This window comes from Nocardia sp. NPDC003963 (assembly GCF_053605105.1).
Map to the genome: position 1 here is coordinate 1,085,045 of NZ_JBSGIP010000001.1, position 22,360 is coordinate 1,107,404.

Below are 22,360 nucleotides of genomic sequence, written 5' to 3' on the forward strand. Positions count from 1 at the left end.
ACCCGGGCAGCTCGGGTATCGAGTTCAGCCCTGTTCACGAGAGCCGCCGCGCCGAGTTCTCAGATCGGTAGCGGTGCCGACGGCGGGAATGTCACCGGGAGCGCAGCCAGCGCCCGGTGGAACGGTCCCACCCGCCACTGCAACTTCTCCGGAGGACACGCGAGCTCGATCTCGGGGATCACATCCAGGAGCTGTTCGAGGGCGACTTCGGCGATCATGCACGCCGGGTCCCGTGCCGGACATACGTGCGGTCCGGCACTGAACGCGAGATGCGAGCGGTTGGCGCCGACGTGGGCGGTACCGCGGATCGCGGGGTCGGTATTGCACGCCGCCATACTGATCAGCACGGGCTGGTGCGCGGGCAGCCACACACCTTCCACCAGGGTGGGTTGCCGCGGATAGCTGATGCAGTAATTGGCCATCGGCGGATCGTTGAACAGCACATCGTCGAGCGCCGCCCGTACCGACAGGCTCCCGCCGAGCACATCACCGGCGAAACGCTGATCGGTCAGCATCAGTCGCAGTGCGTTACCGATCAGGTTCACACCCGGTTCGATACCCGCCGCGTACATGGTGATCAGCTGGTCGATCAGTTCCGCGTCGCTGAATCCGACGGCGTGCGTGATCAGGCGCGTGGCCACATCCTCACCCGGAGTCTCTCGCTTGGCCGCGATCAGCGTCGAGAGAGCGTGGAAGATCTTACCGTTGATGACGTCGGCGTCTCCGCCCTCGAACATCGCCGCGAACGCTTCGACGAGCTCGCCGGCGACTTCCTGCGGGCACCCCATCATGACATTGAGGACATCGAACACCAGCGGGAACGCGTACTGCTGCAACAGCTCGGCCGACCCGTCCCGGCAGAAGGCGTTGATCAGCGGGAGAGCACGCTCCCCGACCATCCTGTGCAGTGCGTACGGGTCCACTCCCGCCAGCGCCGCCACCGTCGGCTGCCGATACCGGGTGTGCTCGGGCCCGGAATTGCGCAGGGCATTGAGCCGGTACTCCATCATGCTCTTGACCGGGCTGTCCGGCGGCAGCGCCTTCTGCCAGGTCCGGGGATCGGCCGGGAACCTGTCCGGATCGTTGAGGATCTTGACCGCGGCGTCGTATCCGATGACCAGGGTCGCGGGCACGCCTTCGGCGAGTTCCACCGGGACCAGTGAGTGGTGGGACTGCCGCATCCGCGCGTAGATCCGGTGTGGGTCCGCGGCGAATTCCTCGGTGTACAGCGCGAACCCGCCGGCACTGCCCAGCGGCGATCCGTGCAATACAGGGCGGGCAGTGGTGTGCGGGTCGGTCGTCAACGGTGTTGCTCCATGGAACTCTGATCGATCATTGATAGTGAGGCCGGACTCCGGACCTTACCGATGAAGGTTTCGTCCGTGCCGATCGATAGCGATCGACGATCCGTACGAATGCGACTCTAGTCCGATGCGGCACCGTAAGGCACTGTGCGCGTGCGTATTTGGCCCATATGAGAAGTCGGGCGGCATTCCGGTCCCCGGCCCGTCAGGTGGGCGCGGCCCGTGCCGCCCCGGGGTTCGGGGCGGCACGGGCCGCGCGAAGGCCGCGGGATCAGGATCCGCTCAGATGGACCGGGAGCCGGGTGTGCCCGTTGGCGATGAAACTGTCGATAGTGTCGATCGTGGCGGGATCGACAGCGAAGGACATATCGGGGAACCGCTCGAACAGCGCCGGAAGAGCGATTTCGGCTTCGAGGCGAGCCAGCGACGCCCCCAGACAGTGGTGCGCGCCGTATCCGAACGACAGATGATCTTTCGACGTCCGCGCGGGGTCGAACTCGTCCGGTCGGACGGCATGGATCTTGGGATCACGGTTGGCCGGCGCGAACGAGGCCAGGATGGCCTCACCCTTGCGGATCGGGGTCCCGGCGATATCGTCGACGGCGTATCGCAACGGAAGGTGCGCGACCGGCGGGGCGAAACGCAGCGTCTCCTCGATGACATCGGGCCAGGTGAATTTCCCGGCTCCCAGCGCGGTCAGCTGCGCGGGGTCGCTCAGCAGCATATAGATGGCCTGGCCCAGCAGGTTGACCGTTGTCTCGAAGCCGGCGCTGATCATCAGGAGCAGGGTGTCGACGAGTTCCTGTTCGGTCAGCCGGTCGCCGTCCTCGTCGCATTCGGCGATCAGCGCGCTGGTCAGATCGTCGCCCGGATCCACGCGGCGGCGCTGGACCAACTCACCGAGTGTGCGCAGGAACTCCAGGTAGTTCTCCTGGGGATCACGCTGCGGAGTACCCGAGAACAGTTCGTCGACGCAGACCCGCAGCGGCGGCTGCAGATCCTGTGGGACACCCATCAGCTCGGTGATCACCCGGATCGGCAGAGGTTCGGCGAACGCGGCCCGGATGTCGACCGGCTCGCCGGCGGGGTGCTCGGCGAGCGCGTCGAGCAGCTCCGTGGTGATGGACTGGACCCGTGGCTTCATGATCTGGGTACGGCGGTGGGTGAAGGCGGGAGCCACCAGCTTCCGCAGTCTTCGGTGGTCGGGACCGTAAGCGGTGAACATATTGGCGACGCCCACCCAGGTCCCCAGGGGCCAGTCCGCGGGGATCTCACCGTTGATGAAAGCGGTCCAGTGCTGTTTGGGATCCTTGGATACCAGCGGGTCGGCCAGGAGCTCGCGTAGGACTGTGTATTCGGTGACCGACCAGGCCCGCACACCCCGGGGAAGGACCACGGGAACAATCGGTCCCCGTTCGCGCAGTTTCGTGCCTTCACCGGCGATATCCGCACCGGTTACGTCGAGTACTGCGGGAGGGGTTGTAGCGGTCTGGAGATCGGGCATCGGGGTCCTCACAAAGGGCTGGTTCAACGAAAGACGGAGCGTCGACCGGGAGGACGGCGTTTCGGTCGTCGAACTGCACCGGAGCACCGCCCTCTCTGTCTGCACTGCGGCCGGCGCGGGCGCCGTGCCGCGGGTGTCGCCACCCCGTCGGGTTTGTCCGGTCGGCCGGACATGTCCGAGCATCACACAGTTTTCTGATCGCCGCTCACCAAATAGATTGTGGTACTCAGGGTTTCGAATACCGGCGATGATGTGATAAGGCGGTCCGCGGTGCCGCCGGTAATCGATCCGCTCGACGTACCGGTGCGGACCACCGAGACCGCCGGAGACGCGAAAAGGGCACATACCGCCGACGCGAAAACACCTGGTCACCGGCACCCGGAGAGGATCGGAATACCACGAAGTCACGATATTGGTGAAACCGGCTCGCGCCGGAAAGGGTTGTCGTCCAATGGGAAGTGCCCGCAGGAGTCGATGTGTAGCCTCGGGCGAAGTGAGCTGCTGTCAGAGCAGCTCACTATCGAGCCGGGTGACAGAAGAGTTGATGCATGACCAGGTACGCGCATTTCGTAGGAAGCCTCCCCACCGAGCTGATGAAAGGAGGAGACCGCAGCGTCCTGGAATGGTTCCTCGCCCGGTCCGCCGGTCGCCCGTTGACCGCGGTGCCGTGTGATCTGGACCCCGACTGGATCGTGGCCTATCTGCGGAGCCTCGGAGAACGTACCGACGCCCTGGAGATTCTCGACCCGGGCGAATTCGACGGTTACGCCGATTTCACGACCTATGGCGTCCGGCCCGGCCGGACGCTCGAACCCGCGGATATCTCGATGAACCGCCTGGACCGGATCGACGAGGTCGTGACAGCCTTCCGTTCCCTACAACGAGACCGGCCCGAACTGGCGGAGGTGAAACTACAGATCGGACAGCCACACCCGCTGGACCTGGCGATGTTCGTCTTCGCCGGGGGAGCGGTGGCCGGCGGGATGCCCGTCGGGCTCGCGCTGCGCCGCTCCGGCCTGGTGGTCGCGGCACTACGGCAACTGCCGGTGTTCGCCGCCGCCGCGCTGGCCGAGCTGGCCGAAGTACGCCGTCGATACGGCGACTCCGTGCTCTGGCAGGTGGAATCGCCGGTCTCGCTGTTGAGTACGGTCAAGGGACAACAGCTGGGGTCGTTGTGGGCACTGGCTCCGCTCGTGGCCGGACAGCTGGCAGGTTTCCTGGAGAAGGCGCACGAGATCGATCGTGAGCACGGTATCGAGGGAGGTATCTCGGTGCACCTCTGCTACGGCGACTATCAGCATCAGAGCCTGCTGAGCCCGCGCAATCTGGCCCCGGCGGTCGCCTTGCTGAATCGGACCGCGCGACTGCTGGAGCGCCGGAACTCGCCCCTTCCGGCGGTCCACATTCCGTGCGCCTACGGCGCCCACGCGGCGCCACTGGATGCGAAGTTCTATGCGCCACTGAGCAAGCTGAGCCCCCAGTGGAATGTGATCGCCGGCATCGCCTCCCCCGACAAGGAACAGAGCACACAGGCCCTCGGCCTGTTCGAGGCGGCGACCGGCCGAACCGCCTACGGCGTGGCCGCCGCGTGCGGCTTCGGGCGACACAGTACAGCGGATGCCGCGCAGGTCGCGGAGATCACCGTCGAACTCGCCGGCCAGGACCGGGCCGCCACGAGCTGAACCGGCGCGGCCCGGATCGGACGCGACAGCCCGCGGGACGCCCGGCTCTACGGAGCCGGGCGTTCCGCGGCCGGATTCCGGGGTGCCGCCATCGCTCGGCTGCTAATCTGAAAAGCTCTCTGCCGGAATGACGCAGCGCGGATATCGCAGGTAGCCACCCCGGTCGCCCGTCGATTGCCGGACCCGCGTCGCACGGCCGGCTGTTCGTGCATGTGCATTGTGCACTTGCACGCGCAATCGTGCGTTCGTTGATACACTTCCTCTGGCGCCATTCTGTTTGAAACCATCTGCGGCATCGCGATTTCGGGTCCATGGGCCCGGTCGGCCCGGCCACCGATGGCGGACCTCATGGTCCGTTCAGCCAATCCAGGAGTCAGCTATGGCGCACGATCCCCATGTACTCGTCATCGGCGGCGGCCCCGCCGGGTCGACCACCGCGGCCCTGCTCGCGCGAGCCGGCATCCGCGTCACAGTCCTGGAGAAGGAAGCTTTCCCGCGCTACCACATCGGCGAGTCGCTACTGGCCTCCGTCCTGTCGACACTGCGGCTCTCCGGGGCCTACGACAAGGTTGCCGCACACGGCTTCCAGGTCAAACGCGGTGCCCACTTCCTATGGAAGGACGACCCGTGGTTGCTGAACTGGTCTGAGCTGGTCGACGCCGAAGCCTGGTCATGGCAGGTCGACCGGGCCGAATTCGACAAGATCCTCCTGGACAACGCGGCGGATCAGGGCGCCGAGGTCATCGAACAGGCCACCGTCAAACGAGTCGTCTTCGACGACGAGGGCCGTCCGTCCGCCGCAGAGTGGGTCCGGGCCGGAGACGATACCGTGCGCACGATCGAGTTCGACTTCCTGGTCGACGCCTCTGGACGCGCGGGAATCCTGGCCAAGCACTTCAACATGCGCCGAATGCACGACGGATTCCGCAATATCGGTATCTGGTCGTACTGGACGGGCGCACGCCTGCATCCCGACAGCCCCGAAGGCGCCATCAACGTGGTGTCCACGCCGGAAGGGGGCTGGTTCTGGCATATCCCGCTCGCGGGCGGGAAGTTCAGCGTCGGTTATGTGGTCTCCACCCAGGTGGCCGCCGAGCGACTGCGTAGACACCAGTCGAAAGAAGCGTTCTACGAGGCCATCATCGGCGAGACCCCGGAGCTACAGGAATTGCTCGCCGATGCCGAGCAGATCTCCGACGTGCGCACCGAGCAGGATTACTCCTACGTTGCCGACCGCCTCTGCGGCCCGGGCTACGCCCTGGTAGGGGACTCGGCGCTGTTCCTCGATCCGCTGTTGTCCACCGGAGTGCACCTGGCCACCTTCGGCGGCCTGACCGCCGCCGCTTCCATCGCCACCTACCTGCGCGGTGAGATGGAGGAAGCGCAGGCGCTCGCATTCCACGAATACGTCTACCGGCGGGCCTACGAGCGGTTCCTGAGCCTGGTCTCGCGTATGTACCGCGACTACATCGGCTCCGAGGAATATTTCGAGCACGCGGCCACACTCACCGAAGAACGCGCGACGGACAGCCCCGCACAGTCGTTCACCATGATCATGGCCGGAATCACCGACGTCCTCGAATCGGACGGCAGCCAGGGCCGGACGGCGACCGCGACCATCGTCGACGAGGCCGATGGTTATCACGCCGAATACGGGGACGGCGCGAACACCGAGTACATGGGCGCCATCGATATGGCTCCGGTCTGGGATCTGTGGCGAGACCCCTTGGGAGCGGATGTGACGATGGGCGACTACCGGATATCCACCGTTCCGCTGGGGATCACCACAGCGACTCGCAGCGCTGCGGAGAAAGCGGCAGTGGTGCGCCCGGTCCGGCCACCGGTCGCCGCCGAAGACGCTCCGGCAGGCTGAACGGTCCGGAGATCTCCATGATCCGCGAAGCGCGGAGCCGGCGATGACCGCCGCGCCCCTGCTGCCCGAGCCGTCCGGGTTCCCCCCGGGCGCCTCGGGGTTCCGAAACCCCGTCACCCGGTCGTTACTCGCCGACCACGGCTTCACCACCCCCGCCCTGGAGGCGATCGCCGGAACCGATCTGACGGTGCGTGTACTCCAGCAGCACGACACCTGCGCGTCCCGGCTACCACCGACCGTGGCCGGTGTCCTGTCCGTCTCCGGGCGCGATCTGGTCTTGGTCCGGCGATCCGAGCTGGTCCACTCGGGCTCGACGGCATCGGTCAATCTCGTGTTCGCCGCTCGCGGCCGGGCCGCGGACTTCGGGGTCGACGATGTCACCACTCCGATCGGGCGGAGTCTGATAGCACGCCGTGCCGACCAGCAACGGCGCATCCTGCGGGCCGGTCTTGCGTACTGGACCGACGGCCGGCTGTGTGCGGCGCGGGCATACGTGATGATGCTCGACGACCGCCCCCTGTGCTACATCAGGGAGTCCTTTTCCCCGGAGGTCGTCCCGCCGGATCATTCCGACCCGGGCCGACGTATTTTCTGGGACGATGAGCCCGGCCCCGCGGGCGTCCACCCGACGGTCCGCTGACTCACGCAGTCTCCGGTGCGGTTGCCGCCGGGACCGTTCGTCCCGGCGGCGCGCGAGCCCGCACCGCCGGGGCGCTCCAGCGGAAGTGTGCCGGCGTTTCGGTTGCTGGCCGGGACGGTCGCCGGTCAGCTACCACCCAGGAATTGCGATCTTCATAGCGCGGACTATAGTTCTGGTCCGAGCTGACGAGAGGCAAGCATGAATGTAGGTGGCGCCGTGAAGATTTCATGGTCCGGACCAATTAATGCAAGGGTTGAGATCCGCGGCGAATCGCGCGGATCGAATTCATCCGTACGCCCATCGACGCCTGCATGATCGTTCGGAACAACAGTCGGAGCCGAATCCGGGCGGATTCCTCCCCGTTCCAGGTTGTGCAGACAGCTCGAATCTCTACCCATAATCGCGATTCAGGCCCTGTCCACTCGTCTGGAGCTACGTCTTGACCATGCAGTCGTTTCCGACCTACCCGGGCCACGCGCCCCAACCCGAACGCCGGTATGCCCTCTACCTGCCGGAGTTCGCCGCCGATCCGCATCGGGTGTACCGAGATATGCGCGAACACCACGATGCCCTGGTACCCGTCGAAATCGCACCCGGCGTACCCGCCACACTGGTGATCAGCCATAAGACCGCGGTGAAAATTCTCCACGACGAGGCCCATTTCCAGCGTGACCCGAGAGATTGGCAGGAGTCCGTCCCGAAGGACTCACCCATTCTCGCCATGCTGGGATACCTCCCCGCCGCGCGATTCAACACCGGTGTACCACACGAGCGCTACCGCAGCGCATCGATGTTCAGCATCGAGGGCGTCAACCTCAACGGCCTGATGCCGACGATCGAAGCGATCGGCACCGAGCTGATCAACAATTTCTGTGAGTCCGGAACCGCCGACCTGATGATGGACTACGCGTTCCCGTTGGTCCTGGAGCTCCTGAACCGCATCTGCGGCTGCCCCGACGATATCGGCCGCGCCGTCGCCGAGGGCATGGCGAAACGTTTCGACCAATCCAGCCCCGCCGAGGCGGCGGAGGGTATGAAACAACTCAAGAACGCGCTGATGGAGCTGATCCAGCTCAAACGTGATCAGCCCGGCGACGACGCCACGACCCGGTTGGTGCAGCATCCCACCGACCTCGACGACCACGAGGTCTGGGCTCAGCTCATGTCGTTCTACGGCGCCGGCTTCGAGCTGCAGCGGAACCTGATCGTCAACACCCTGCTGATGATGCTCACCGACTCCCGGTACAACGACGGCGCCGGCCGGAACCTGTCGACCGGTCCGGCCATCGACGAGGTGCTTTTCAACGACCCACCTATGGCGAACTTCTGCACCACGTACCCGCGGCAGCCGGTATCCCTGGACGGCGAATGGCTCCCCGCGCACCAACCGGTCGTCATCAGCCTCGCCGCGTGCAACAACGATCCCGATATCCGCGACTCCCATCTGGAAGTACCGGGCGGTCCGCACAGCGGCAACCGGTCCCATCTGGCCTGGAGCGTCGGAGCGCACGCGTGCCCGGCGAAGCCGCTGGCCTACAACGCCACCCAGATCGCGATCGATTGGGCGCTGAACGCCCTGCCCGATATGCAAGTGGCGGTGCCCTATCAGCAGCTGGTATGGCGGCCCGGTCCCTTCTCGCGAGGTCTGATCGCGCTTCCGGTCGTATTCGACCCGGTTCCACCCATGTGACCTTCCGGGTGTCCCCGACCGCGGTCGGGGACACCGACCCGTACCCGCGGGTCGGCCCACCCGGCCACCGTGGATCGGCTCCCGGCCCGGAGCAGGCCGGATCGTGCGATCGCACGGGATGCGTTCGCGGACAAAGAATATATGGGATGATGATCTTGGATCTACGTTCTGATGTTCGAGTTGGAAAGGGGGCAGGGGTCCTGCCCCCGCGGTCGGGGCGAGCCCCGACCGCCATATGCTGAAATCCATCGTCGGAAAACACCTGCGGCTCTTCCTCCCCAACGGCTGGGTCTTCGAACCCTGGTTCACCGGGCCCGATTTCATCGAGTACCACCTGGAAGAAGGGCCCCACAAGGGCCGCCACGCGATCCAGATACCCACCCTGCGCCGTCCGGCGCCCGGCGTGGAAATCCTGCACTGGGTCGAAGAGACCGGCACACATGTCAACCTCACCTGGTACCTGGAGACCGGGGAGGTCGATCGCTACGCGTCGGTTCCACGCTGGCTCGCGGAACAGGACATGACAGTGACCACCGGCTGGAACAGGGACCCGGATTATCTGGACAAGATCGAGGAAATGGCGGCCGTAGGCCCGGATATGCCACGGCATGTGTACGCCGACCGCGGATATTTCGAAATCCTCGACGACGACACAGTCGCCAAACACCAGGCATACTTCGGCAAGCAGCGCAAGACTCCGAAGCTCGACGGCCACCCCTACGCGCACGCACCACGCTGAATCCCGTCGAGCGTTCGCTCGTCGAGTCGGCCGCATCGAGACAAGCCCGGCGCGTGCCATCCCGACCTCGTATACACAGCCGCGCGTGCGTCGAATCGACGGGTGCCATCCAGCACAGCATCGCTCTCAGCACGAGCTGGATGGCACCCGAGCGTCAGGCGATCGGAGACATGAATGTCCAGTAACCAGATGATCGTCCTTCTGCTGGACCTCGTCCTGATCATCGGCCTCGCCCGCATGCTGGGCGGGCTGGCCCAACGGTTCGGCCAGCCCGCCGTCATCGGCGAGATCGCGGCCGGGATCCTCGCCGGTCCCACAGTTCTCGGCGCCGGCCTCTCCTCGACGATCTTCCCGGCCGATATCACTCCGCAACTGACCGCGCTCGCCAATATCGGCGTCGTCATCTTCATGTTCCTGGCCGGCCTCGAAGTCGACCGTGAGCAGATCAGCGGGAACCGGAGCTCGATCACCACGATCGCGCTCGCCTCGTTCGCCACACCGTTCGTTCTCGGCTGCGCAGTGGCGCTCTGGCCGCTGGCCCGGCATCACCAGGACGGCCACCTCGGATTCGTACTCTTCATCGGATGCGCGCTCGCCGTCACCGCTTTCCCGGTCCTCGCCCGGATCCTGCAGGACCGCGGCCTGTTCACCACCTCTCTCGGCCAGCTCAGCCTGGGCAGCGCGGCCATTGTCGATATCCTCGCCTGGGGCGCGCTGGCCGCGGTGTTCGCCCTCGCCCGCCCCGAGTTCGACGATCATTGGCGCCTGCTGCTCCTCGTCCCGCTGGCCGCCGTGCTGTGGTGGGGAGTCCGGCCTCTGCTCACCCGGATCACCGCCGGACGCGCGAACGAAGCAGCCACCATCACGATCGGTATCGCGGGCGCGATGGTCACCGCGGCTGTCACCGAGTGGATGGGCCTGCACCTGATTTTCGGAGCATTTCTGTTCGGGGTGATATTCCCGCGCTCGGAACGCCCGACCGTCGAGCCCGGCGCCCGCTTGATCAGCAGTATCTTCTTGCCCGCATTCTTTGTATGTGCCGGGCTGCGCGTCGATCTCAGCGGGCTCGACAAAGCGGCATGGGTGGAAGCCATCCTGATCCTGGTGGCGGCCGTGGTCGGCAAACTGGGCGGCACCTACATCGCTGCCCGGGTATGCCGCTTCGACAAGCGGACCTCCGGTGCTCTTGCCGCGCTGATGAACACCAGAGGGCTCACCGAACTGGTGGTCCTCAATGTCGGGCTCACGATCGGCGTGATCGATACGCAGCTGTATTCGATCCTGGTGATGATGGCACTGGTGACGACGGCGATGACCGCGCCGCTACTGACCGTATTCGGAGTGAAACGTCCCGGTACTCCGGAGAACGACCTCGCCGGCCGGGATCAGCCTTCGCGGCAGGGACGCGCATAACATTCGCACGACCTTCGGACCGGACTTCGTGCGGATACCGCCCGAAGTCCGGGGACCGGCGGCAAAGCATCCAGGAGTTGACAACTACGCCGGTGCTCGTTCACCGCAATATACGTCAAGTGACGATTCTCCGTCGGGCTCATGGGACGGCGGCAGTCGACCCGAGCGGAAGCCTCGACTACGTGATCGGGAACGGGCGACTCAACCGTAGCGCGCAAGTACCCACCGGGCCTCTCGATCCGGCGGCAGCGGGGATCACCTGCCGGGGGACAGGCCGGACGGTCGGGGCCGTCGGCCGTCGGTCACACCCGGAGCGCCCACCCCGTCCGACCCCCGGAGGTGATGGCTACGGTAGCCGGTCGGCTCGAATGCGATTTCGACGAGCCCAGCCGAGTCGCTATGGCGTAGTCCGGATCAGTCGCTGGACGAATACGCGGTGAACGCACGAGACTGACGAGCCGACTGTTCGGACGATGCCAGTGCGCACGCCACCGACCGCCCGGGGTGGTCGCGGCGAAACCTCGGAGCGTGTCGATAGTGCACGGGGAGAGGTCTCGGCGATCTACTACCCTGCGTATCCGATTCGTGCGTATTCGGCCGGATCAGAGTTGGCAGGCGTAGAGTTTGCAGCTCGATGCGGCAGGAGTTGACGATGTCCATACACGCCAGACCAGCGATAGTCCGGACGGCTGCGATCGCCGTGGCCGTGGGTGCCGCCACGCTCTTCGGCACGGTTGGAGAAGCGTCCGCCGACGTCGAACCCGGCGCCTATACGTCCACGACGTGGTCGTCCGGCATCGTGCTCCTACAACGCGACGGGCGCGTCGAGGGCGGGGACCTGGTCTTGATAGGGCGTTATCCAATTCATTCGACGCCCGACGGTGGTTACGTGGATCTGTTTCCCGGCCACCGAGTTCTACTGATCAGCGACGGGCATGGCGGGTACAAGGGTCCGGCGTATTTGGGTGGAGTGATGGTCGGCGCCATCACGCTGACGCCCCGCCGCTGACCGATCGAGGTCGCGCTTCATCGATTGTCCGGTGCTGCATGTAGGAGTTTACTGGTAACCCTGCGTATTCGATCGAGATCTATTCCCCGCAGGCTCAGAGATTCCGCCTGGCTCGTTGCGCCGGGAACCCTGCCTCAGGGGCGTGGTATGGTGTTGAGCGGCAACAGGATTGCTGAGCAGCACGATGGCTCCAGGATCGAATCCAGGTAATCCACTAAGCGGCCGGTCGCGGGTTCAAGTCCCGTCAGCTCCACAACATGGGGCTGTAGCTCAGTAGGCAGAGCAGCCGCTTGACTTAAACCTCTCCGCGCCGCATTGGCGGCGCGGAGAGGTTTGCGGACCACCTGGTCCTCAACAGCGGTCGGGTCACGGACTGACGTAGTGGTGAAGGACTGAGGCTCGCCCGTCGGCGGTCGTCCAGCCGCCTGGTTCGCTATGGACTCGTCTCCAACCCGCGCGCTCATAGAGTGCGATCGCTGCCGCGGAGCCCGTCTCGACGTTGAGTACGGCCTTTCGCTTCAGTGCATCGGCCTTCATGGCGGCAAAATCGAGAAGCCGTAGGCCGACGCCGAACCCACGGCTCGATGGGGCGACATAGAGGCGAATCACCGAGATCAGTGGCGTGTTCGGGAGTATGCGCCGAACTGCGGCGGGAATCGCACTGTCGCCCAGGCCGATTTGGCCGACGACGGCGCCATCGATTTCCGCGACAAATGCCTCAACGAGTTTCGACGGCGTCAACCAGCCCTCAGGGTCCTTAGGCCAAACGGCAGGATAACCGTCAGTCTCGTGGACCCCACGAAGGGCAACGACACATTCTGGCAGGTCATGAACGGTTCTCGGCCGTATGACGACCATACCTATCGAACTCCACGGTTTTCGCCGGGCTGTGCGGACGTGCCGCCGACGGCGTATCGGGCCCATGGTTGTGCCGCGAGTTCAGCGTGTTTGTGCGCGACTTGGTGACTGTATCCAAGCATTTCGGCGGCGGGTGGCGGGATCTGAGTGACAAGGGTTCGCAGAAGACCATTTCTAGTCCGGTCAGGGCTCGGGGCGGATCGCCAGAGGGGAGGCTTCAATGATTCATCTGATGCAATAGGCAGTACTTCAGTTGACATAATGTAGATTATCGGCGTTTGAGGAAGCGCGGGTTCCGAGGCGGGTGCGGTTTCGGTGCAAGGCCCGCCGAGGCGGTTTCCCGACCGGTCGCCCGTCGGAGCGTCTGCAGACGTCGGCGGCCGTCGCGGTATCGCCGGAAGGCTTCGGAGTGCGTTGATTCCGTGCATCTTTCCACCCACCTTCATTTCGTCACCTGTGATGAAATGAAGGTGGGTGGAAGCTCTTCCGGCACGTCCTCGGCTCACGCGCCTCCCGGATCCGGCTGCGACGAAATTGCCGTACCGGCGGCCAGCAGTCGTTGTGCCAAGGCCTGGCAGCGCTGCGCCAGCTCCGGCGGGTCGAGCACCTCGAAGTCGTGCCCGAGCAGGACCATATGCAGGAGCACGCTGTCGAGACTGTTGTCGGCGCCGCTGCGTACTTCGCACAGTTCGTCGGCACGGTGTTCTACAACGGCCGCCGAAGCGGGAATCTGCGCGCGTACCGTCTCGGCCGGTGCGTGGACGAGGAAGCGTGCCCGGTGCGAATAGACCCGGCTGGCCACACCTTCCTGTACGTATGCTGCCGCTTCGGGTGCCGGGCGTGGCGGGTAGCGCCAGGTCCGCGCGGTCACCTCGGTCATCCGGTCGACCCGGAACGTCCGCCAATCGGCTCGGTCGAGATCGTAGGCGAGCAGGTACCAGCGGCGGTCGGAGGCGACCAGTCGATAGGGCTCGACCCGCCGCCGGGTCGGACTCCCGGACAGGTAGTCGAACCCGGCCTCCACCTCGTCACGGCATGCTCTGGCCAGCGTGAGAAGAACCTCGGGATCGACCGGGGTTCGGCCGCCGCCGAAGGACTCCACCGAACCGGTCAGGGCCCGGACTTCGTGCCGCAAGCGGGTGGGCAGGACGCGGTCCAGTTTGGTGAGTGCCCGGAGTGCGGCGTCGCCCGAGCCTGCTACCGCGTCGCCCGCGCCGATGAGGAGCGAGACCGTGACGGCGATCGCCTCTTCGTCGTCCAGAAGCAGTGGCGGCAGGTCCTGTCCGGAGCCGAGCCGGTAACCGCCGCCGGCGCCCTGGTTGGCGTGAATCGAATAGCCGAGGGTGCGCAACCGCTCGATATCGCGGCGCACGGTACGCGGTGTGATCCCGAGCCGGGCAGCGATCTCGGGGCCGGTCCAGGTCCGTCGTTGTTGCAGCAGCCCGAGCAGGGTGAGTACGCGTTCGGTCGTACCCCGCTCGTTATCGCCTGTTCCGTCCACTCGGGCCAGCCTGCCAGATATAGCGGACCGATTCTGTCCGCCCGGTGTGCCAGGCTGGCCTCATGGATGCAGACCAATTCGACTGGAACGGGACACTGCGCGACCAGTGGGAGTTCCATTGGAACCATCAGCTGCGTGACCGGCTCTCCGGGCTCACCGATGCGGAGTATTTCTGGTCACCGGTGCCGGATGCCTGGAGTGTGCGTCGCCGGGGTAGGTCGAGTGCACCTGTGCAGGCCGGCGCGGGCGATTTCACGATCGACTTCGCTTTTCCGCAGCCGGTCCCCGTTCCGTTCACCACCATTGCCTGGCGTCTCGGCCATGTCATCGTCGGTGTGCTCGCCGCGCGTAACGCGGCGCATTTCGGTGCGGCACCGGCGTCGTACGAGACGTGGGAGTATGCCGAGACCGCCACCGGCGCGCTCGATCAGCTGGAGACTCAGCTCGGTGTCTGGCTGGACGGGTTGCGTACTGTCGGCGCGGCCGGGCTCCGGGCTCCGGTCGGTGAGATCGAGCCCTACCCGGACTTGCCGGTCGCGGCTCTGGTGCTTCATATCCACCGTGAACTGATCCATCATCTGTCCGAGGTCTGTCTGCTGCGTGACCTCTACCTGCACACTCACCTTTCCGAGAACGGAGCCACTCGATGAGTCGTCATATCCAGATCACTTTCGACGCCCATGATCCGCGGGCGCTGTCGTTGTTCTGGCGCGAGGTGCTGGGCTATGTCCTTCCCGGTCCGCCGGGGGTCGAGTTGTCCGCGGGCGCCGATCCGCTCGCGGCGTGGGACGAGTTCCTGGCTCGGATCGGGGTCCCGGAGGATCAGCGCAATACACGCTCGGCTATCGAGGATCCGGCCGGGCAGGGTCCGCGGGTGTTCTTCCAGCAGGTGCCGGAGGACAAGGTAACCAAGAACCGGGTGCATCTCGATGTCCGGGTGGCTCCGGGTCTCCAGGGTGATGATCGGATGGCGGCGCTGGAGACCGAATGTGACCGGCTGCTCGCGCTGGGGGCGTCGCGGATCCGGCGTCACGAACCCGCTCCCCCGTTGGAGACCGGTTTCATCGTGATGGCCGATCCCGAGGGCAACGAGTTCTGTCTGGACTGATCCGCCCCTGGTGGTGCTCCTCCCCCGCGACGAGCCGACGGCGTTCGGTTCGCGGCTGCGGCGAACCGCTCCGGCTAGGCTCGGACGTTCAGGGCTCGGTCAGCGACGACCTCCAGAGGTGAGCAATGCGCAGACGTCGGGTGGTGGCTCTCGGGGTGGCGGTGGTTTCCGCCGCGGGTCTGGTGTCGGGGTGTGGTAACCGGGAACCCACGCCGGTGCCGGGCGCTGCCGCGCCCTCGACGTCGGAGGCGGCGCCGCGGCCCGATCAGGCCGCCGGAGTGGCGATCCCGCGTGGCCGGGTGGAACATATCCTGGGCACTCTCGAATATCGTGCCGAGGAATTGATGCGGAACACGAATATTCCCGGTATGGCGGTGGCCGTCGTCTACGACGGTGAGGTGGTGTTCGAGAAGGGGTTCGGGGTCCGGGATGTGGACGGGCGGCAGCCGGTGGATGCGGAGACGGTGTTCCAGCTGGCGTCGCTGTCCAAACCGGTGGGTGCCACCGTGGTCGCGCGTCAGGTCGGGTCGGGCGTGGTGAAATGGGATACGCCGGTGCGGGAGCGGGCGCCCTGGTTCGCGTTGAGCGATCCGTATGTGAGTGACCATGTGACTGTCGGTGACCTGTACGCGCACCGCTCGGGGCTGCCCGAGCATGCCGGTGACAAGTTGGAGGATCTGGGATTCGACCGGGCCCAGATCCTGGATCGCTTGCGGATGCTGCCGCTGGCGCCGTTCCGTGATTCGTATGCGTACACGAATTTCGGGCTCACCGCGGCGGCGATGGCGGTCGCGGATGCGGCGAAGCAGCGTTGGTCGGTGTTGTCGGAGCAGTCGATCTATCGGCCGCTGGGGATGATGTCGACCAGTTCCCGGTATGCCGATTTCCTGGCGGCCGGTGACCGGGCGTCGGGGCATGTGCTGGTGGACGGTGAGTATCGGCCGGCGCGGCCGGGACGGCAGCCCGATGCCCAGTCCCCCGCCGGTGGCGTGAGTTCGTCGGTATCGGATATGGCGCAGTGGATGATGATGGTGCTGGCGAACGGGAAGCACGGCGGTGATCAGCTGGTGGCGCCCGAGGCGCTGCTGCCGGCGGTGTCGCCGCAGTCGGTGGCGTCGCCGCCGAGTGCGCCGGATGCGCGGGCGGGTGATTACGGGTTCGGTTTCAATGTGGGCAATTCGGCGGCGGGGCGGGTGGTGCTGAGCCATTCGGGGGCGTTCGATCAGGGTGCGGCGACGGCGATGACGATGATTCCGTCGGCGAATGTGGGGATTGTGACGCTGACCAATGCGGCGCCGGTCGGTGTGCCGGAGACGTTGAATGCGGAGTTCGCTGATCTGGTGCAGTTCGGTGAGGTGCGGCAGAACTGGTGGGAGCTGTATTCGGGGGCATTCGCGCAGGTGAACGCACCGGTCGGTGAGTTGGTGGGGGCGCCGCTACCGGCTGCCCCGGTCCCGGCGCGGCCGCTGGAGGACTATGCGGGCAGCTACGGTAACGACTTCTACGGTCCGGCCGCGGTGTCGGTGGACGGTGATTCGCTGTTGTTGACGATGGGGCCGCGTCACGTCGCGATGCCGTTGCGGCATCGCGACGGTGACACGTTCGTCTTCTCCCCCACTGGTGAGAGTGCGAATCCGGGCAGTGTTTCGCAGGCCCGGTTCGACGGGGATCGGTTGTGGCTGGAGTTCTACGATTCGGACGGGTTCGGCACGTTCGTGCGGTGAGGCCGGGTCAGGCGCCGACGTAGGCGGCGAGGTGTTCGCCGGTGAGGGTGGAGCGGTCGGCGACGAGGTCGGCGGGGGTGCCTTCGAAGACGATGCGCCCGCCGTCGTGGCCGGCGCCGGGGCCGAGGTCGATGATCCAGTCGGCGTGTGCCATCACGGCCTGGTGGTGTTCGATGACGATAACGGATTTTCCGGAGTCGACGAGCCGGTCGAGGAGTCCGAGCAGTTGTTCGACGTCGGCGAGGTGCAGGCCGGTGGTGGGTTCGTCGAGGATGTAGATGCCGCCTTTTTCGGCCATCTGGGTGGCGAGTTTGATGCGTTGGCGTTCGCCGCCGGAGAGGGTGGTGAGTTGCTGGCCGAGGCGGAGGTAGCCGAGTCCGACGTCGGCGAGGCGGTCGAGGATTTTGTGGGCGGCGGGGATTTTGGCGTCGCCGGAGCCGAAGAATTCTTCTGCTTCGGCGACCGACATTTCGAGTACTTCGGCGATATTGCGGCCGCCGAGGGTGTATTCGAGGACGGCGGCCTGGAATCGCCGGCCTTCGCATTCTTCGCAGGTGGATTCGACGGTGGCCATGACACCGAGGTCGGTGTAGATGACGCCGGCGCCGTTGCAGGTGGGGCAGGCGCCTTCGGAGTTGGAGCTGAAGAGGGCGGGTTTGACGCCGTTGGTTTTGGCGAAGGCTTTGCGGATGGGGTCGAGTAGTCCGGTGTAGGTGGCGGGGTTGCTGCGGCGGGAGCCGCGGATGGCGCTCTGGTCGATGGTGACGACGCCGTCGCGGCCGGATACCGAGCCGGTGATCAGGGAGCTCTTACCGGATCCGGCGACACCGGTGACGACGACGAGGGCCCCGAGGGGGATGTCGACGTCGACGTCGCGCAGGTTGTGGGAGTCGGCGCCGCGTACTTCGAGGGCGCCGGACGGGGTGCGTACGGTTTTCTTGAGGGTGGCGCGGTCGTCGAGGTGGCGGCCGGTGAGGGTGTCGCTGGCGCGGAGTCCGGCGACGGTGCCCTGGAAGACGATCTGTCCGCCTTCGCTGCCGGCCCGGGGGCCGATATCGACGATGTGGTCGGCGATTTCGATGGCTTCGGGTTTGTGTTCGACGACGAGGACGGTGTTGCCTTTGTCGCGGAGTTGGCGCAGCAGGTCGTTCATGCGCTGGATATCGTGCGGGTGCAGGCCGATGGTGGGTTCGTCGAAGACGTAGGTGACGTCGGTGAGCGAGGAGCCGAGGTGGCGGATCATCTTGGTGCGTTGTGCCTCTCCCCCGGAGAGGGTGCCGGAGGGGCGTTCCAGGGAGAGGTAGCCGAGGCCGATATCGGTGAACGAGTCGAGCAGGTGCTGCAGACCTCTGATCAGGGGTGCGACGGCGGGTTCGTCGAGTTCGCGGACCCAGTCGGCGAGGTCGCTGATCTGCATGGCGCACAGTTCGGCGATGTTCTTGCCGTTGATCTTGGAGGCGAGGGCTTCCCGGGTGAGCCGGGTGCCGTCGCATTCGGGGCAGGTCGTGAAGGTGACGGCGCGTTCGACGAAGGCCCGGATATGGGGTTGCAGGGCGTCGACGTCTTTGGCGAGGAACGATTTCTGGATTTTGGGGATGAGGCCCTCGTAGGTGAGGTTGATGCCCTCGATCTTGATTTTGGTCGGTTCTTTGTAGAGCAGGTCGTGCAGTTGTTTCTTGGTGAATTTCTTGATCGGTTTGTCTGCGTCGAAGAAGCCGCAGCCGCGGAAGATGCGGCCGTACCAGCCGTCCATGCTGTAGCCGGGGACGGTGAGGGCGCCGTCGTTGAGGGAGAGGTTCTCGTCGTAGAGCGCGGTCATATCGAAGTCGGTGACCGAACCCATGCCTTCGCAGCGTGGGCACATGCCGCCGAGGCGGCTGAAGGTGGCCTTCTCGGCGACGGTTTTGGCGCCGCGTTGCACGGTGATGGCGCCGGTGGCGGTGACCGAGGGCATGTTGAAGGAGTAGGCGTTGGGCGAGCCGATATGGGGGTCGCCGAGGCGGCTGAACAGGATGCGCAGCATGGCGTTGGCGTCGGTGGCGGTGCCGACGGTGGAGCGGGGGTTGGAGCCCATGCGTTCCTGGTCGACGATGATGGCGGTGGTGAGGCCTTCGAGCAGGTCGACGTCGGGCCGGGCGAGGCTGGGCATGAAACCCTGGACGAAGGCGCTGTAGGTTTCGTTGATCATCCGCTGGGATTCGGCGGCGATGGTGGCGAAGACGAGGGAGCTCTTACCGGAGCCGGAGACGCCGGTGAAGACGGTGAGCCGCCGTTTCGGGATCTCTACGCTGACGTCTTTGAGGTTGTGCACGCGCGCGCCCTGGACCCGGATCAGGTCGTGGCTGTCGGCGGCGTGTGTCGTGGACGCCTGCATATCGGTCTTGGTGGCGGTGGTCATCTGTCTCCCTCTGGTGCGGTCGTCGACATCGGCCTGTCGGTTCGGGGCGGCCGGGTGTTACCGGCCGGCCCGGCGGGGCGGGCCGGCTTGTTCCGGTCGGGTCCGGGTGGGTGTACCGCCGGTCAGCGCAGTTGCTGGATGCGGATCATATTGCCCGCGGGGTCGCGGACGGCGCAGTCGCGGATGCCGTAGGGCTGTTCGGTCGGTTCCTGTACGACTTCGACGTCTCCGGCCTGGAGGCGTTCGAAGGTGCCGTCGAGGTCGGCGGTGGCGAGGTTGATACCGGCGTAGGTGCCCTTGGCCATCATTTCGGCGATGGTTTTGCGTTCTTCTTCGGTGATGCCGGGATCGGCGGCCGGGGGGTGCAGGACGATCGAGACTCCGGGCTGCCCGGCGGGCCCGACGGTGATCCAGTGCATGCCGTTGTAGCCGACGTCGTTGCGGACTTCGAAGCCGAGGGTGTCGCGGTAGAAGCGGATGGCTGCTTCGGGGTCGTCCTGGGGCAGGTAGCTGGCGTGAATGCTGATATCCATGCAGATCACGCTAGCTGCGGGTCGGTTACCGGGGCTTCTCGATTCCTGATCGGTCTGGTCACCTGTTTGGCCGTGCAGGACGGGATGCCGGCGGTGGCGTCGGTTTCCTGTCGCCGGTAGGCGCTGGGTGGCATGCCGACGAGTTCGGTGAAGCGGGTGCTGAAGGTGCCCAGGGACGAGCAGCCGACCGCGAAGCAGACTTCGGTGACGCTGAGGTCGCCGCGGCGCAGCAGCGCCATCGCGCGTTCGATACGGCGTGTCATCAGGTAGCCGTAGGGTGATTCGCCGTAGGCGAGTTTGAATTGGCGGCTGAGGTGCCCGGCGGACATGTTGACGCCGCGGGCGAGTGCTTCGACGTCGAGGGGTTGCGCGTATTCCCGGTCCATGCGGTCGCGGACGCGGCGTAACAGCGCGAGGTCGCGGAGATGCTGCTCCGCGGTGGGTCTGCTGGTCACGAGGCCGATCGTTCCATATCGTGCCCGGCTTGCCCAGTTTCCAGTGGTGGGATCGGGTCGCCCGGGAGGTCACATGGGTAGGGTGCCGCGGCGTAGCTGGTGTCGCAGTGCGCGAGGTACGGTCAGCACTCCGGAACCGCGGACTTCGGTGTGTGGGCCCAGGGCCTCGATATCTGCGGACAATCGCCGGGCCGCCGCACCCGCGCCGAACGTCTGGTCTTGTTCAGGGTCGACTTCGAGTCCCTCGAACTCGTCGGGTGCCTCGGGTTCCTGGTCTTCCGGCGGGAGTCGACTGTCTCCATGGCGTTGGTGTAGCAGGAACGACAGTGCTTCCGCCCGAGCTTCTTCTTCCTTCGGTGAGTGCGGTTCGTGCCGTCGGTCGTTGGTTTCCATCCAGGCGTTCAGTTCGTCGAGGGAGTCGACCGGATCCGCTTCTTCGCAGCGGTACACGTAGACATCGTCGGCGGATATGCAGTGCATGCGGATGTCACCGTCCTGGGCGCTGCACCATTGGCTCCATGCTGTGGGTGTGTAGTCACCGGTGAGTTCGTCGTAGGCTTCGTCCGGGAAATGCTCGAACCAGTGCGCGGTCCCGAACCGCCGGCTCAGGTGCTCCATCCGCCGGTACATCTCGTGCCGGCGCCGGACCGGGATCGGGCCCGGTTCCACTCCCCCGAGTGCCGTGTTACCGCAGAGGACCAGTGTCCACCCGTCCAGTGCCGGGGTGACGAATACTTCGGGGTATTCGTCGTGGTCGTACAACCGCAGATTCTCGGTCCAGAATTCGTCTGCCCGCTCGTTCCATCCGTATGTGGGTATCGCCCGGCGTGGCTGCCACCGCCAAGACCGGAATCCCGTGCGCAGTGTGGCGGGTACGGGATCGGTGAGGTCCAGGGCGTCCAGGACGGCGGTCTGATCGGTGGTCGGCAGGGCATACCATGCCCCGCGCACGTCGCGCAGAGATTGTGGTTCCGGTGTTTCGTCGCGTTGTTTCATCCGGACGAACCGTCGCAGCACGTCCAGGTCACCTGCCGGGATGTGGTGCCATCCGAATTCGGCGAGCGCTGTCAGCGCGACTCGTCGTATCGAGGGGTTCGTTCGGCGCGCGGCGTGGAGCGCATCGATCGGGCCCGGCCCGAATCGGCACAGTGCCGTGATCGCTTCGTCGCGGATACGCTCGATCGAGCTACCGAGGAGGGCGATCACAACGGGTAGGTGTGTGCACTGGTCTGCCGCGACGACGCCACCGCAGCCGGGCCACTCGCAGTCGATGGGCGTCGGCGGGCAGTCCGGGAGGAGTGCCGGTACGCGAGTCGCGGCGGGCAGGCCGAGCGCGGCGGACAGTACCTCGGTCAGTCGTTCGCTGGGGGCGTCGGCCAGCACCCCGATCAGGGTCGTGTGGTCGATCACCGGCCCTCTCAGCATGAGGATCCTGGTGTTCGGCGACTGTCGTAGTACTTCGATGGCATCGGGCCATGCGTAGTCGAAGCGATCGTCCCGCAACAGGTTCAGGGCCGTCGGGGCCAGGTGCTGCTGGTCGGCGAGGATAACCCGGCGTACCTGGGCGCGGATCTGCGGGTCGGTCTCGGTGAGCAGTGTTTCGAATTGCGGTGTCTCGAGATCGCCTGTGAGCGCACCGTAGAAATCCTTCCGAGTGCTCTCGTCGAGAAGGAGTTCCAGCGCTTCCCACGTCTCCCGTCGGATGACGGGATCGGTATCGGTGGCCAGCATCCGCACGCAGTGCAGCAACCTTTTTGCCGCCGACCAGGACAGCCAGTCGTGACTCGGTTCCGATCTCTGTGCGGCCAGTAGGGCCCGCAGCTTGTCCGAGAGCCCGTCCGAGTCGATCTTGCGCATCGCCCGTAAATTACACGCGTTCACCGACACCGAGCGAACTCGCCGGGGTCGCTCCGGTGTCCGTCGGTTGCC

At 65.7% G+C, this 22,360-nt stretch carries 18 protein-coding genes; 10 read left to right on the plus strand and 8 right to left on the minus strand.

The window, feature by feature from the left end:
• Positions 1-59: 59 nt before the first annotated feature.
• Together ACWEWT_RS04990 and ACWEWT_RS04995 are read right to left on the minus strand one after the other, a co-directional pair.
• A complete protein-coding gene (locus ACWEWT_RS04990) occupies positions 60-1,304 on the minus strand; it encodes a cytochrome P450 (RefSeq protein ID WP_452556268.1) in 1,245 nt (414 codons plus the stop codon).
• A 271-nt stretch (positions 1,305-1,575) separates the two neighbouring features.
• The gene (locus ACWEWT_RS04995; protein WP_452556270.1) at positions 1,576-2,808 is read right to left on the minus strand and encodes a cytochrome P450 family protein; all 1,233 of its coding nucleotides are present in this window, start codon (positions 2,806-2,808) and stop codon (positions 1,576-1,578) included.
• A gap of 548 nt (positions 2,809-3,356) precedes the next feature.
• Here ACWEWT_RS04995 and ACWEWT_RS05000 point away from each other — a divergent pair.
• The 7 genes from ACWEWT_RS05000 to ACWEWT_RS05030 all read left to right on the plus strand — a co-directional run bounded on the left by ACWEWT_RS05000 (position 3,357) and on the right by ACWEWT_RS05030 (position 11,854).
• Complete coding sequence (locus tag ACWEWT_RS05000) at positions 3,357-4,490, plus strand: hypothetical protein (protein ID WP_452556272.1); 1,134 nt, start codon at positions 3,357-3,359, stop codon at positions 4,488-4,490.
• Positions 4,491-4,869: 379 nt separating this feature from the next.
• Positions 4,870-6,363 (plus strand): NAD(P)/FAD-dependent oxidoreductase, encoded by a 1,494-nt coding sequence (locus ACWEWT_RS05005; protein ID WP_452556274.1) that lies wholly within the window; start codon positions 4,870-4,872, stop codon positions 6,361-6,363.
• A gap of 43 nt (positions 6,364-6,406) precedes the next feature.
• Positions 6,407-7,003, plus strand: coding sequence for a hypothetical protein (locus tag ACWEWT_RS05010; RefSeq protein ID WP_452556276.1), 597 nt, complete (start codon positions 6,407-6,409; stop codon positions 7,001-7,003).
• 445 nt (positions 7,004-7,448) lie between these two features.
• Positions 7,449-8,693, plus strand: coding sequence for a cytochrome P450 (locus tag ACWEWT_RS05015; RefSeq protein WP_452557673.1), 1,245 nt, complete (start codon positions 7,449-7,451; stop codon positions 8,691-8,693).
• 235 nt (positions 8,694-8,928) lie between these two features.
• Positions 8,929-9,432, plus strand: coding sequence for a phenolic acid decarboxylase (locus ACWEWT_RS05020; RefSeq protein WP_452556278.1), 504 nt, complete (start codon positions 8,929-8,931; stop codon positions 9,430-9,432).
• 174 nt (positions 9,433-9,606) lie between these two features.
• On the plus strand, positions 9,607-10,845 hold the full coding sequence (locus ACWEWT_RS05025) for a cation:proton antiporter (protein WP_452556281.1): 1,239 nt from the start codon (positions 9,607-9,609) through the stop codon (positions 10,843-10,845).
• 652 nt (positions 10,846-11,497) lie between these two features.
• Positions 11,498-11,854: a hypothetical protein gene (locus ACWEWT_RS05030; protein WP_452556283.1), complete on the plus strand. Its 357-nt coding sequence runs from the start codon at positions 11,498-11,500 to the stop codon at positions 11,852-11,854.
• A 366-nt stretch (positions 11,855-12,220) separates the two neighbouring features.
• On the opposite strand, the gene ACWEWT_RS05035 is transcribed toward ACWEWT_RS05030, so the two are convergent.
• Together ACWEWT_RS05035 and ACWEWT_RS05040 are read right to left on the minus strand one after the other, a co-directional pair.
• A complete protein-coding gene (locus tag ACWEWT_RS05035; RefSeq protein WP_452556285.1) occupies positions 12,221-12,595 on the minus strand; it encodes an N-acetyltransferase family protein in 375 nt (124 codons plus the stop codon).
• A 619-nt stretch (positions 12,596-13,214) separates the two neighbouring features.
• Complete coding sequence (locus tag ACWEWT_RS05040) at positions 13,215-14,213, minus strand: helix-turn-helix transcriptional regulator (RefSeq protein WP_452556287.1); 999 nt, start codon at positions 14,211-14,213, stop codon at positions 13,215-13,217.
• A 62-nt stretch (positions 14,214-14,275) separates the two neighbouring features.
• Between ACWEWT_RS05040 and ACWEWT_RS05045 the strand changes: the two genes are divergently transcribed.
• From ACWEWT_RS05045 to ACWEWT_RS05055, 3 genes are all read left to right on the plus strand, one after another.
• Positions 14,276-14,863 carry a DinB family protein gene (locus ACWEWT_RS05045; protein WP_452556289.1) on the plus strand — a complete coding sequence of 196 codons (588 nt, stop codon included), beginning with the start codon at positions 14,276-14,278 and terminating at the stop codon, positions 14,861-14,863.
• Positions 14,860-15,321 (plus strand): VOC family protein, encoded by a 462-nt coding sequence (locus tag ACWEWT_RS05050; RefSeq protein ID WP_452556291.1) that lies wholly within the window; start codon positions 14,860-14,862, stop codon positions 15,319-15,321. Before ACWEWT_RS05045 ends, ACWEWT_RS05050 begins: the two co-directional genes overlap by 4 nt.
• Before the next feature lie 125 nt (positions 15,322-15,446).
• Entirely contained in the window at positions 15,447-17,045 is a 1,599-nt protein-coding gene (locus tag ACWEWT_RS05055) for a serine hydrolase (RefSeq protein ID WP_452556293.1), read from the plus strand.
• 7 nt (positions 17,046-17,052) lie between these two features.
• Here ACWEWT_RS05055 and ACWEWT_RS05060 read toward each other — a convergent pair whose 3' ends face one another.
• The 4 genes from ACWEWT_RS05060 to ACWEWT_RS05075 form a co-directional block, all read right to left on the minus strand.
• Positions 17,053-19,443: an ATP-binding cassette domain-containing protein gene (locus tag ACWEWT_RS05060; protein WP_452556295.1), complete on the minus strand. Its 2,391-nt coding sequence runs from the start codon at positions 19,441-19,443 to the stop codon at positions 17,053-17,055.
• A 122-nt stretch (positions 19,444-19,565) separates the two neighbouring features.
• A complete protein-coding gene (locus tag ACWEWT_RS05065) occupies positions 19,566-19,976 on the minus strand; it encodes a VOC family protein (RefSeq protein WP_452556297.1) in 411 nt (136 codons plus the stop codon).
• A gap of 5 nt (positions 19,977-19,981) precedes the next feature.
• Positions 19,982-20,431: a helix-turn-helix transcriptional regulator gene (locus ACWEWT_RS05070; protein WP_452556299.1), complete on the minus strand. Its 450-nt coding sequence runs from the start codon at positions 20,429-20,431 to the stop codon at positions 19,982-19,984.
• A 69-nt stretch (positions 20,432-20,500) separates the two neighbouring features.
• Positions 20,501-22,288, minus strand: a complete 1,788-nt coding sequence (locus ACWEWT_RS05075; RefSeq protein ID WP_452556301.1) for a hypothetical protein — start codon at positions 22,286-22,288, stop codon at positions 20,501-20,503.
• Positions 22,289-22,360 lie beyond the last annotated feature (72 nt).